The 13,570-nt window shown below is 50.5% G+C and carries 8 protein-coding genes and 1 tRNA gene; 2 read left to right on the forward strand and 7 right to left on the reverse strand.

The window, feature by feature from the left end; all coding sequences use genetic code 11:
- Window positions 1-40: 40 nt before the first annotated feature.
- The 4 genes from ACFPMF_RS13660 to ACFPMF_RS13675 all read right to left on the reverse strand — a co-directional run bounded on the left by ACFPMF_RS13660 (window position 41) and on the right by ACFPMF_RS13675 (window position 7,620).
- Window positions 41-961, reverse strand: coding sequence for a dihydrodipicolinate synthase family protein (locus ACFPMF_RS13660; RefSeq protein ID WP_379845775.1), 921 nt, complete (start codon window positions 959-961; stop codon window positions 41-43).
- Between the two features lie 159 nt (window positions 962-1,120).
- Window positions 1,121-2,800 carry a hypothetical protein gene (locus tag ACFPMF_RS13665; protein WP_379845778.1) on the reverse strand — a complete coding sequence of 560 codons (1,680 nt, stop codon included), beginning with the start codon at window positions 2,798-2,800 and terminating at the stop codon, window positions 1,121-1,123.
- A gap of 18 nt (window positions 2,801-2,818) precedes the next feature.
- Window positions 2,819-4,543 (reverse strand): RagB/SusD family nutrient uptake outer membrane protein, encoded by a 1,725-nt coding sequence (locus ACFPMF_RS13670; protein ID WP_379845782.1) that lies wholly within the window; start codon window positions 4,541-4,543, stop codon window positions 2,819-2,821.
- 20 nt (window positions 4,544-4,563) lie between these two features.
- Window positions 4,564-7,620 carry a SusC/RagA family TonB-linked outer membrane protein gene (locus tag ACFPMF_RS13675; protein ID WP_379845785.1) on the reverse strand — a complete coding sequence of 1,019 codons (3,057 nt, stop codon included), beginning with the start codon at window positions 7,618-7,620 and terminating at the stop codon, window positions 4,564-4,566.
- 431 nt (window positions 7,621-8,051) lie between these two features.
- On the opposite strand from ACFPMF_RS13675, the gene ACFPMF_RS13680 reads away from it, so the two are divergent.
- Together ACFPMF_RS13680 and ACFPMF_RS13685 are read left to right on the forward strand one after the other, a co-directional pair.
- Window positions 8,052-8,753, forward strand: a complete 702-nt coding sequence (locus ACFPMF_RS13680) for a FadR/GntR family transcriptional regulator (protein WP_379845787.1) — start codon at window positions 8,052-8,054, stop codon at window positions 8,751-8,753.
- A 283-nt stretch (window positions 8,754-9,036) separates the two neighbouring features.
- Entirely contained in the window at window positions 9,037-11,163 is a 2,127-nt protein-coding gene (locus tag ACFPMF_RS13685) for a hypothetical protein (RefSeq protein ID WP_379845790.1), read from the forward strand.
- 609 nt (window positions 11,164-11,772) lie between these two features.
- On the opposite strand, the gene ACFPMF_RS13690 is transcribed toward ACFPMF_RS13685, so the two are convergent.
- The 3 genes from ACFPMF_RS13690 to ubiE form a co-directional block, all read right to left on the reverse strand.
- Window positions 11,773-11,847, reverse strand: a tRNA-Val gene (locus ACFPMF_RS13690).
- 159 nt (window positions 11,848-12,006) lie between these two features.
- The gene (gene porT / locus ACFPMF_RS13695; RefSeq protein WP_379845792.1) at window positions 12,007-12,681 is read right to left on the reverse strand and encodes a type IX secretion/gliding motility protein PorT/SprT; all 675 of its coding nucleotides are present in this window, start codon (window positions 12,679-12,681) and stop codon (window positions 12,007-12,009) included.
- 11 nt (window positions 12,682-12,692) lie between these two features.
- Entirely contained in the window at window positions 12,693-13,418 is a 726-nt protein-coding gene (ubiE, locus tag ACFPMF_RS13700; protein WP_379845795.1) for a bifunctional demethylmenaquinone methyltransferase/2-methoxy-6-polyprenyl-1,4-benzoquinol methylase UbiE, read from the reverse strand.
- Between the last annotated feature and the right edge of the window lie 152 nt (window positions 13,419-13,570).

The following is a 13,570-nucleotide window of genomic DNA, read 5'->3' on the forward strand; positions in this document are numbered from 1 at the left end:
AAAGTAAGTAGTCTCATCTACAGCAGAAAACCGTATCGATTTACGTCAGGAAATACCTTTCGATGCGCAACTTTCGAACGTCTTCCTTGAACTGTTCCCATTGAATGGCATCCATGTTTTTGACCGGCAACCTGAATTCTCCGCAATCGAGCCCGACCACCTTCATGTAGGCCTTGCCGACGGAAATTCCACCGTATTTGCCCAGCAGTCTGATCAGGTCGATCGAAACCTGTTGCAGTCGGGCCGCTTTGGGCAGATCCCCCGCGTCGAAAGCCGCCATCAGTTCGTGGTATAAAGCCGGAACATAATTATAGGTACTGCCAACGGCGCCCCGGGTGCCCAGGGCCAGGGCGGGCAGCATATTTTCGTCGCGGCCCCACAACATGTCGTATTTACCGTTCTGGTAGTGAATGCACGACAGGAAATCCATAAAGTCTTCGTGCGTATACTTAATACCGGCAAAGTTGGGAATCAGGCCATCGACGGCTTGTAAGAGGTCGTAGACCGGAAAGCCCACACCGTTTAGCACGGGGATGTGGTAGTAATAAAAGGGTAAATCCGGGACGGCCCCAGCCACGTGTTGACAACATTCTGCCAGTTGTTGAACCGACGCCGGTTTGAAATAAAACGGAGCGGTGAATGACACGGCATCGGCCCCCGCTTCCCGGGCAAACAAGGCCAATTCAATGCAGTCGGTGAGACAGGTCCCCCCCAGCAACGGAATCAAGGTAAAATCCGGATCCTCGTGTGTACAGTCGGCCCAGGCCGCGATGACCTGTTTTTTTTCATCGAGTGAAAGCGAAACCCCTTCGCCCGTGGAACCGATGATGAACGCACCGGCTATGCCATTCTGCTTTAATCTTCTGTAATACTCCGGAACCATTGACAAATGGAGGCTCCCATCGGTACGCATCGGGGTAAACGGAGCGGCAATTAATCCACTAATTTTTTTCCAATTCATAGAATGTATTCGGTATCCTGTCGGATTACTTTAATTTATAATCCGTTACCCGAATAACCGGGTAACGGATTGGTTTTAAATAAGGCGAAAGTTAAGTCCAATTGCAGGAATCCTGCCTGGAAAGGCCTATATTTTGGATGGAGGCTTCCATTTTATCCATTACCGGATATCCACCCCTGAAGGGTGAAGGCCAGGACCGCCACCCGACGTATAGCCCCGGCTTTCACCGGTTTCCCAGGGGGAAATCCAGAAGGCGTACAGATCGCCGTCGGTCAGGTAAAACCGCAGACGGATAGGCTGCGTGCGGAGTGACGAGAGATCCGGCTTATCTTTCCAGGTAATCAACTGCTGGGTACTGTTTTTCTTTTTCACAACGACCGACTGTTTTCGGGAAAAACCGGGAATGACCTGCCCGTTTGCATCCAGTACTTCCACTGAAAGCTGCCCTTTGACATCGGCGTTGACAAACAGATACTGACCGTCGAAGGACAATAGCTCAGTTAAGAGGTACCCTTCGGTTTTTTCGCTGCGCATGGACACAAACCCATCCCGGCGGAGGGTAGCCAGTCCGGTGGAGATTTCGCTGTCCCAAAAGATATCGTTGCGTTTTCTGCCACTGCTGTAGAAGTACAGCGAGTCGCCGACGATCAGCGGGGTGCCATTGATGGACTGCATATTCCCCCAGTTCCAGGCGCCCTCGACCTCGTTAACCCCCATGAAGGGTTTGTAAGACGGGCGGTGGAAGTGAAAACCGTCGCGGCTATACCCCAGCAGGATTTCGTTTCGTTTCTGGATGCCCAACGCCCGGGCGTCCTTGTTTTCCGGTCCCTGCCACACACTGTATTGCCCTAAGAGGATGCTCTCGTACGCAATCGCATCAAAATTGTAAATACTCGGTACAATGTCCGGAAACCTGGGATGCCGGGGCTCTTTCGGGGTTGGTGCAAACCAATAGACAACGTTTTTATCCGGCACATCGGGACGGACGCTTTTCGCCTGTGTCACCAGCATTTCCGGGTCTTTGTGTTCGGAGTATAACCTTGAACGGGAAGAAACTTCCGTTCGGTATCGTTGACTAAGCGCCCATTTTCCGGAAAACGGATTGAAAAAAGCCGTCGAACGATCGCCGACTTCGCTCGATTGCGCCACTCCTTTGCTCCAGTGAATCCCATCGGCAGAATACTTCAGGACATACGCCCATTTGCGATCATTGGGTCGTCGTTCGATATTGAAAAACTTAAACCGCTTTGCCGGATCTTTTTCCGCTTTGTCCAGCCATACCGTCGATGCATCCCGTTCGGAGGTATCCACGATGTTGGTGTTGTTGTAGACGTCCAACGAGGGCTTTACCCAGTTTTTGCCGTCAACCGATTCGGCATACCCCGTATAAAAGGTTTCGTTGGTGCTTTTGTGCAGAACGCCGGCACCGGCCAGGTACCACAGTTTAAACTTCCCGGCTTTTTCGTCGTACCAGATCCCATCGCTGAACGGGGCTGCGTACGAGGACCCGTCCCGGGTTTTCTCCCAATCCTTATCCCGTTGTAACACGGGGTTGCCGGTATAAAACCGGGGCGTATGAAAGACCGGTTTCAGGTTGGTTTCCCGAATCAGGAAGTTGTCGACAAATAATTGCCGCCCCGTATTGACCGGGATGACTTCGGGCTTTTTATCCAGGTAGGGTACCGGCATTTCGGCCAGCTCTTTGGGGAAGTCATACCGGGGAGGCCAATTGTCGGGAAGTACAATGCCGTTGTGTAATTGCTGCCCCACACTGGCTAGGGAGGCCGTGATACCAGCCAGTAACAGGAAAAACCGCACTTGCTTTTTTATCGTCATCATCCTACTATCTCGTTTGGGTTACCAGCCTGGGTTATTTTGTTTGATATTCGGATTGGATTGCATATCGACCGCCGGGATCGGCAGCCATTCGTTTTTATTTTCCTGGAACGGCACGTAGGAACTGTTGGGAGAGCCATTGCCAAACTTTTTGAAATTGGGGTCGGTCGCTTCCCGGTTTTTCATGGTGTTCACCAGGGTGCCCCAGCGAAGCAGGTCCATGAAACGGTGACCTTCCAGCGACAGTTCCAGGATACGTTCATGCTTGATATTCTCCAGGGTGGCCGGGATGATGGGCATATTTGATCGTTCCCGGACGGCGTTCAGGGCATTTTGGGCCGAACCCGCCGTGGCGGTTCCACCCATCAGCACGGCTTCGGCGTACATCAGCAAAACATCGGCGTAGCGAATATACCGGTAATTGACGCCGTTGCAATAACTCCGGCGGGCCCACAACGCCGGAGAGCCGGGGTCGGCATCAGAAGGAAGGGTCAGATCAATCCACTTTTTGTAGGCTGCTTTATAGGGGGCAAAAATCCGGTCAACGGTTGCAAAACCGTTCGCCGTGGCGGTCGGCGGATACATTTGATTCCAGGTTTTCCCCGACAGTCCGATTACTTTTTGCACCACGCCGTTGACGGTTGGGGCTTTAATTTCCGGCTTGCTGTCATCAAAGAGGATGGTGCCGAACATCCGGGGGTCGGTATTACCATCCTTGTCTTTCGATTGGACGAACGTATCATACACCCAGTCGTGCACAACCGCAGCTTCCCGGTTATGACGAAGGTTGGTAATGAATTGGTTGGAAAAAGGAATCATCATGCCCCGGTAGTCAAAACTAACCCCGCTATTCGGAACACCCGGATTAAACTCGGTATTCACCCGGCTGCCAAAAAACTGAAACTCGACCAATGCCTCGTTATTGTTTTCGTGGGCCACATCAAAGTTGTGGTTATAATCGGCCATCAGGGTATACGTGCCGTATTTCCCGGACATAATATCCCCGAACTCCCTGGCCGCTTCGCTGTATTTGTTCACCTTTTCGCTACCATATATTGATTCGATACCGCTCATGTACAGGTAAACTTTACCGAGAAAGGCCGCAGCTCCACCGGCCGATATCCGGCCAACATTCGTACCAGTCCAGTAGTCTTTGGTAGGGAGGAGCGTTTTGGCTGTGTTCAGATCTTCAATGATAAAATTCCAGACCTCGAGCGGGGTATTGATCGGCCGGGCGTAGTCTGCCGGTGAATAGGCTGGCTCTTTGATCAAAGCGACCTGGCGGAAATTGGTCAACAGAAAATAATGAGCAAAGGCCCGCAGGAAGTGGGCTTCACCCAGGTAAGCGTCCCGGAGTTTGGGGTCCGGAAAGTTGATGCGGGATGCGATGTCCAGGGCGATAGCCGACTGCCCGGCTACGGTATACATATATTGGTAAACTTCTTTCAGCGAATAATAATCCGGATTAATGGCGTTTTGCCCGAAGGCGGCATAGTCAGCCCCGCTACTGGATTCGTCACCCCGGCTGAACAGGACGTTTCGGCCCTGCGCGCCCAGGTTTCGGGCCGTCGCCACGTAGAAATAAATGCCCTGGATGAAAGTATTATAAGCCTGGGGCGTTGTGATACCTTCCAGTGTTTTTTGATTTGGATTGAGCGAAAGCTCGTCAAACTGGTTGGAGCAACTCAGCGAAGTGACTAGTATAATACTGGCCACGCTTCTCAGAAAAAGACTTTTAAACGTCATCTTGATAGTTTTTGTAGTGGTCAGAATGAGGCCGTAATACCTGCGGTGAAAGTCCTTGAATTGGGGAATGCGCTCAGGTCGGCGTTCCGGGTCGTTGTGGTCATATTGACGGTTCTCCCTCCGACGGACGTACCCCCGACTTCCGGATCATAGCCGGTGTATTTGGTTAGCGTAAACAGGTTCTGAACACCCCCGAATACCCGCAGGTGCTTGAAGACCGTGCGCAGTTTGCCACTGGTGTTCGCCGTGTAACCCAATTGAATGTTTTTCAACCGCAGATACGAACCGTCTTCAATATAAAAGCTGCTGGGGCGTCTGCTGGCTAATCCGATGGCGGCTTTGGGAATGTCCGTGTTAGTATTTTGTGGTGTCCACGAATTCAGGACGTCCTTGACCAGACCACTGTTGTAATTGAAATAGGTGTTCAACTTGTGCCAGTTAAAGATATCTCCTCCTTGTACCCCCTGGATAAAAAGCGTCAGATCAAATTGCTTATACTCTGAGCTGAAATTGAGGCCATACGTAAAATCGGGAATGGGTGATCCGATAATCTTTTTATCGGCTGGCCCACCTTCTTCAATGGGTTTGATGACCGGATTTCCTTCACGGTCAACCCCTCGGATGGCGATCGAACCCTTGTCGGTTAGTCCGGCCATCTCAAATCCGTAGAAGGAACCTATCGGAGATCTGGGTTGGGTGATGGTAATATTGTCACCGATATCTCCGCTCATCACCGGCCCGACGATGGGCGGAACATTGGTCCCTAACTCCAGTACCTTATTTTTGAGCGCCGTAAAATTCCCGGAAAGGTTCCACTTAAAGTCTCCCGATCGCTTGGAATAGGTAGCTGCGATTTCAATTCCTTTATTTTGAACGCTGGCCGTATTGACCGGTACCAGTTTGGCATCCTCGGCCGATTGGGTCAGGGCCTGACCGGATGACAAGGGCGGAGAAATGCTTGCTAACAGGTCTTTGTTGGTCCGGTCGAAGTAGTCGATTGAAACCGTAAGCCGGTTCTGAAACAAGCCGATGTCAGCGCCGATATTTTTAGAAACGGATGTTTCCCAGCGCAGGTCCTGCGGATACAACTGGACCGCATAGGCCGACACAAAGTTGATCGGGGTGATACCAAACGGCGAGGGGACGGGTCCCAGGAGGCTGCTGTTGAATTGATAGGGGTCAATAAAATTAGCTCCCAGCTCGCCGTAGCTGGCTCTTACTTTTAACTGAGAGACCACGGGCAGCCGGAACCAGTTTTCATTGTGGAGGTTCCAGCCAGCAGATACCGACGGAAACCAACCGGAACGATTGGCTTTGGCAAATTTTGAGGAGATGTCGTTACGAATGCTGGCCGAAAACAGATACCGGTCATCGTAGTCATAGTTCAGTTTGGCAAACTGGGAAAACAGGGCGGCCTGCTGTTCAACGGCACTGATTCCGCCGGTAACCGTACCGCCCGTACCGGTGATGTTCGGGTCGCCCAGATCTGAAATGGTGGAAATGCTGTTGGCCCGCATGTAGTCTCTTACCCAGCTGGTTCCGATTAAAACGTCAAAACCGTGTTTGCCCAGGGTTTTCTTATACGTCAACAAATTGTCGATGTTGTAATTAAACTCGTCGCCCCGGGTTTCGGAAAGGGAATTCATGTTGTTTCCATAGGTCGAGATGCCTTGCCCCGTATCGGTAAAGAGCGTAAAGAAAACCGGGTTGTGGGTGAAGCTATGGGAGTTGTTATAGCTGCCTCCGCCCGTGAGTTTGTACTGGAGGCCTTCGGCCAGGCGATAGCCCACGCTCAGACTTCCAATCAGCAGGGTACTATTCCGCTTCCGGGTGCTGTAATGCAAGGAGCCGAGCGGGTTATTGACCGTGGCATTCTGCAAATAGTAGCTGGTGGGCGACGAGGTGAGTTGTCCCGCTGCGTTATAAACCGGTACGGTTGGAATTCCCATCGACACGTTGGCCGTTGGAACCGTCGACTGCCGGGAAACCGAAAACGATTCATCAACGGTAAGTCGGTTCTTCTTATACGATGTATTCACCCGGAAGTCATACCGTTTGAAACCCGAGTAGGCGGTTAATCCCTTTTGATCCATAAACCCTACGCTGGTGTTGTAGGACGTATATTCGCCCCCACCGCTAACCCCCAGGTTGACACTGTACATGGGAGCCGGCTGAAGCCAGGTCTGTTGCCAGTCGGTGTCGGTATTGGGTTGGGTTGGGTTATCATTTTGCGGAGCATGGGCTATGCCGCTGTTATCGGCCACCTGGTTCGCAAATTGCCGGTATTCAGCCGCGTTCAGATAGTCCAGTTTCCGGGACGGGGTTTGCTGGCCGTAGGTCGCGCTAAAATCGATGACCGGGTCGCCTTTCTTGCCTCTTTTGGTGGTAATCAAGACTACCCCATTCGCGGCCCTTGATCCGTAAATGGCGGCCGCAGAACCATCCTTTAGAACCTCAATTGATTCAATGTCATTGGGTGTTAAGGAGTTGAGTCCGGAGTTGCTAAAGGCCCCATCGATCACATACAGTGGCGCCGTGCTCCCGAAAGAAGCCGCGCCCCGGATCAGAATGTGCGCATTGGCGCCCGCAATTCCGCCCGGTTGCAGGATCTCGACGCCGGGGGCTAACCCCTGTAAACTGGAACCGATGGTCGGAGCAAATTGACGGGTCATTTGTTTGGTGGAGATCGACGTAACGGCACCGGTCAGGCCACTTTTCTTCTGGGTGCCATAGCCCACGACGACCACTTCCTGGAGTGCCTTTTCATCCACCTGGAGGGAAACCATAATTGATGTCCGGTTTCCCACGGACTCTTCCCTGGTTGTGTACCCGAGGAAGGAGAAGATCAGGACCGCATTCTGATCGGTGACTTCGATGGTGTAGTGGCCATTGGCATCGGTAGTGGCACCTTTTGAACTACCTTTCAGGAGGATACTGACCCCCGGTAGCGCGCTGCCTTTTTCATCCGTTACGGTCCCGGATACGGGGATGCTCCGGGCATACGTCGCCATTGACAGCATCGTAGCCAGAATCAGCAACCGGAATTTCCCGACGCTTATTAGGTAGGATTCTTTCATAAAAAAGGGTAGGTTTAGGGATATGTATAACATAATACTTTTACAAATCTGTACCTTTGTTTCGATGATTGCAAAATTTGTTTTAAATATTCTGTTATAGAAGCCCTGTTGCGATGATCCTGTTTTTAATAGAAACTTGGAAAAGTACAAATTGAGGGGGCGTAACTGTAACTATTTTCAAAAGCGGACCAATTGAGGAGGAGGGAAGACGATGTATCGTAAGACGCTGTGAAAAACCATCCGAAGCTGGATACGAGAGGTTCAAGATCAAAAAGCAGGAAAACGAATTCGAAAATAATTGGCGGATGAAGTGGCCTTTTATTCCCATCTATGCCTAGTATTAGGGCGTATCAACTGAATTTAGTGCCCTGTTACATTGCCAGGGAAAACTAAATCGCCAAATTTGTCACACATAATACAACTAGAAGTTGATGGGAGGAGTATTTGAAAGTCTTAAAACAATTGATACGAGCACGCTGGTTGATAAGGTAGAAACCAACCTGATTGCTTTATTGGTTGAAAATAATCTTAAGGTGGGCGATTCGATTCCGAAGGAGTTGGAGCTTACCCAGCTGTTGGGCGTTAGCCGGACCGTCGTACGCGAGGCTTTGCTCCGGTTGCGGTTGATGGGGCTGATTGAATCGAAAAAGAAAAAAGGGTCGGTCATCACGAGTCCGGACCTGGTTTCGATTCTTGAAAAAAGCATGAATCCGAAAATACTGGACGATGCCACGCTGAAGGAAATTTTTGAAATGCGGCTCTCCCTCGAGATCGGTATGGCCGATTTTATCATGGAGCGGGTCAAGCCGGAAGATATCCGGGAGTTGAGGCTGATTGTCGCCCAGGAACCTGAACAGCCAAACAATGTGCTGTTTGAAGTCAACCATGAGATTGCGTTTCACGGAAAATTGTACGAAATCACCGGGAATGCCACCATGAAGAAGTTTCAGCGAATGTTACTCCCCATTTTCGACTATGTGCACACCAGTGGATTATTGCGAACTGTCCCCGCCAACAATTCCTTTGTTGCCCATAGGGACCTGGTTGACATCATCGAAACGGGCAATTCGGAAATGTTACGCAATGGCATGCGCAATCACCTCGAAAATCATTTTGTGAGCTTGTTCGAATGATCGCTGATCGTTCGAAACATATCCTCCCGCTGGCACGAACCGTTCCTGACGGCAGAGAAAAGGCGGTTTTCCTTCCCACTAAGCTATCGGGTAGCTAACGAATCCAAAAGAACTTAACGTGGCGTTTGTTGCAGCATCAAACCCGTCTTGTTCTTTTCCTGGCGAGCAGCGTAGCTCAAGGTCCTTCATTTGTTCACGTAAAATCTCTTCATCCTGACGAATGGCCCTTTTCGGGGCCAGGCCGGTACTAGTGTCAGGTGATTACCCAATTAACCATTATCTTGTGAAACTCAGTATCCGATTCTTTGTATTGCTTCTTACACCTATTCTGGTGTGCTACCGGCCTTCGTTCGGACAACAATTTGTTCAGGAAGTTGCCAAATCCTATACGTTTGAAAATGGACTTCCGCAGGGTAAAATAAGCGGGATCTCCTTGATCAACGATGTTCCTCTGGCGTTGAGTGCCACTAAGGTATACGAACTCGAGGGCCAGACCTGGCGGCCAACCACAACCCGGATACCGGCCCAACCGGCCCCAACCGTGGCACAAATCGAGGGCGCCAAAGTCCTTTCTTCCGTGAAGTATCAAAACAGCTTGATCGTCGGTACCAGGAACGGCCTATACCGCTTATCTGGTAAAAAAACGGAGCGGTTATTCCCCTCAAACGAAAAATACAATTGGGCCTTACGTAATGTCTCGGTCGTACTGGTCGATTCCAAAGGCCGCCTGTGGTTCGGGGCGGAAGAAGGTGTGGGCTATCTGGACGGGACAAAATGGCACCTATTTACAGGGAAAGAAGGACTCCCTTATAATCAGTTTACCTGCGGAGCCGCTGCACCCAATGGCGGAGTATGGTTTGGCAGCACCCGGGGTGCCATCAAGTTCGAAAACGGTCTTTTTAACTATCGGTTCAGCCGCCGGTGGCTTCCCGATGACTTCGTTAACGAGATAGCCATCGCCAAAGACGGAACGGTCTGGTTGGCAACGAACAACGGTGTGGGCCAGATTAAACCGATGGCCTTAACTCTCGGGCAGAAAGCCGATTATTTCACCCGCCAAGTTGAGGAGCGACACAACCGGATGGGTTTTATTGCGCACAGCCACCTGAAAAAAACGTTTGACGTTGCGAGTTGGGAACACGCCATCTCCGATAATGACGGCATGTATACTGCCATGTACGGCGCGGCCCAGGCCTACCGCTACGGCGCAACGGGCGACCCGCAAGCCAAAGCGCTCGCCGATCGCTGTTTCAAATCGTGCAAATGGCTGGTGGACATTACCCACGAACCCGGTTTTCCGGCCCGGGTCATCATTCCGGCCGACTGGCACGAAGCGGTTAATGACCAATATGGGCACGAATTCAATAAGCGCGTCCAGCAATCCGATCCGATGTGGAAAGATATTTATCCCCGCTTCCCCAAAAGCAAGGATGGGAAATACCTGTGGAAATGCGATACGAGTTCGGATGAATTGGCGGGGCATTTCTTTTTTTACGGAATCTATTACGACCTGGTAGCCAAAACGCCGGAAGAAAAGAAGGCCGTACAGGAGGTAGTAGGCGCCATAACCGATCACCTGATCCGCCACGGCTACAAACTGGTCGACCACGACGGGAAAGTTACCCGATGGGGAGACTTTTCGCCGGAATACTTCAATTCGGTTTACGGATATGATCAGCGCGGCTTAAACTCCATGATGATGCTGTCATTCCTCAATGTTGCCAAGCACGTAACCGGCGATCGCAAGTATGATCTGGAAGCCGATAAACTTCGGAAACAGTATAATTATCATATTTTCGCCCTGCACCCCAAAGAATACTTTCCACCAGAAAATGTAGTTCCCTGGGACAATAACCTTTGCCTGATGAGCCTGTACAGTTTAATCAGGTATGAAACCGATCCATCGTTACTTCTGATGTACCGCCAGGCATTGGAAAACGCCTGGTTACACGTTAGCAAACAAAGAAACGCCTTCTGGGATGCGGTTTACCAGTCGTTAGCCAATGAATTTACCGCACAGGTTGACCAGAAGTATTTTGAAGGCAAAAAGCTCTTTGCCGAAAACCGCCTTTATGCCCCTTCAGTTGTCGAAAATCACTATAAAGCCGCCAATAACCCGGCTTTTATTCTTGAAACACTTCAACGAATGCCACTGGATTTAATTGGCTACGCCATGGACAACACGCACCGGCTGGATGTTGTTTTTGATCCTACGCCCCGACAAGATCCCACCAAGGGGTGGGGTACCGACGGGTATGCCCTCCCCATTGACGAACGCGGGCACGTACGGCAGGACCGCGACGGTTTTGCCCTCCAATTGTCCGAAGGTGATGGCAATGATGAACATGAAGGAACGTTTTTCCTGTTACCCTACTATATGTCCGTCTACCACAAACTGATTCAGCCCTGACTCGCTGGAACTGCTCTCAGGAGGGTGGGGGAATTTGCCGAGGGCCTGCTGCTTCCGGTCGGTAATCTGCTAGGATGAGTGCCGAATTCACTGGCGAGTTGGGGCAGGGGCTCGAGTCCTTTCGAGGCTTCCAGGACGATTTTGGTTCTGAAAGCCGCATTGTGCACACGGCGAATAGACCTGGCGCCGGTGCCATTGTTATCATCAATGAAAGGAGCGAAATTCTCCCCATCGACTAATCTATTCTTGTATAAAATCCATCGCCCAGGTCAAATTGGCGGCCGATGGTGGCCATAAAGGGAAGTATTTGTTGAAGAACTATTGCGAACCCTTAGAGGTTTTGCGTTCCGGGTCATTCCGTTCGCATTCTTCTCTTCGACATGCACATGAAAGATACCCCGGTACGCATCAATGGATGTCAATTCGAAATTTTCCAGGATAAATTCAGGTAGCAGAAACTGAATGATCGGTAAGAAACTCTCCAAAACAACCGGGGTTGATAAAACGCACAAACCTGGATAAATACAATGCGCTCCCCAACATTATAAACTGGATAACTTATAAAAAAAAACCTCAGAAATCGTTTCTGAGGGTTTTTTGTGACTTTTGTGGGAGTTGACGGGTTCGAACCGCCGACCCTCTGCTTGTAAGGCAGATGCTCTGAACCAGCTGAGCTAAACTCCCTTTTTCTGTTTTCCCGCTGACTATTTCCCGTCGTTTGGGAGTGCAAATATAGCTGCTTATTTCAGCATTCTGCAAGTTTTACACCGAAAAAAAATGACTTATTTTGCAAATGATTCATCATCAGAGACTTTAATTCGGGGCTTGCAGCTTTGGCAGCCTTTATTCAAAGTTAAGGTACAGCGTTACTGTATGCGTTCGGAGTTTCTGAATTCCGATGTTGGCCGTATTACCCTGCACGGGCTCAAAAAGATTGACTAAACCGTGCGAAAACCGGATTTCGGGGGCAAACTTGAAGAACTCGAAAAACTGCTCGAAACCAATGCCGTATTCCACCGACAAATCCCGGTTTTTGGTCAGCAGTTTGCTCGAACCGGCCACTTCACGCCGGCGAACGTTGGTTTCGATCCCGAACGAACCGCCCCCAATCACGTACATCCGCGAATTCATGCGCCGTTTGGACTTATATTTCAGCAAAACCGGTAACTCCATCCAGGTCGATTCGCGCACCTCACTTTTGCTGATACCGCCCGGGTACTTCGATTCGATGGATCGGGAATAGAGCGAGACCGCAGGCGTCACCCGCACGTCGAAATGCTCGCTCAGAATGGTGTTCATTATGAAGCCCACCCGAAACCCGACTTTGTTGGGCGAATACAACTGGTGCGCCGAATCCCGGCTTACGTAGGCATCACTGTATTTGATGTTGAAACGGGTCACCGGAGCCGCAAACAGAAAACCGTACCGGATCGTCCGGTCTTCGTAATCTTCCAGGTGCATCCGGCGGTAGCGCATTGCCGACTGGGCCTGCCCTTCCAGACTGAACAAGGCCAGCAAGAAACCAAGCGCTAGGCTTTTTTTCCGATGTAAATGGAGCAAATGCCAAATGTAAGAGGTATCCATTGTGTTTGCGTAAATCCTGCCTGTTGGAGAACCCGAATGAAGTCAGGACCGTCCGGAAACGCCTGCATCGACTCGGGCAGATACGTGTAAGCCGAAGCATCCTTCGAAACCAACCGACCGATCAACGGCAGCAAGCGATTCGTGTAAAAACTAAAAAACTGTTTGAACGGAAATTTACGCGGTTTTGAAAACTCCAGGACCAGGCAGGTTCCGCCCGGTCGGGTTACCCGGTGCATGTCGGTGAGTCCTTTGAGCAAATTTTCAAAATTGCGTACACCAAACGAAACGATGACGGCGTCGAAAACATTGTCTGTGAACGGCAATCTTTCCGAATCCCCCGAGCGTAAGTCGATTTTGTCTTCCAGGCCCAGTTTCCGGATTTTTTCCCGACCAATCTTCAGCATGCCTTCCGAAATATCGACACCGGTTATTTTGTCGGGATTCAGCTTCAGGGCTTCGATGGCGAAATCGCCCGTGCCGGTGGCAATATCCAGGATGGTTTTGGGCTTCTCCGGTTGCAGCAGCCGGATGGCTTTTTTCCGCCAGCTAATGTCGATTCCGGCACTCAACAGGTGGTTCAGCAAATCATATTTCGGCGAAATCGAGTCGAACATCTCCTCAACCTGCTCGCGTTTGCTGGTCTTTTTATCTTTATAAGGAACAACAGCCATAAAACTTTGAAATATCTGATGAACTGGATGAGCTGGATACTACTGGATGCTAGATACTGGATAATTTTGAAAGTATTCGGAGGTACCTGTTTCTCAATGTCCAGGAACCTCCAGTTCATCCAGTATCCAATATCCTGTATCCAGCATCTAGT

The organism is Larkinella bovis (genome assembly GCF_042655385.1).
GTDB classification, from domain to species: Bacteria; Bacteroidota; Bacteroidia; order Cytophagales; family Spirosomataceae; genus Larkinella; species Larkinella bovis.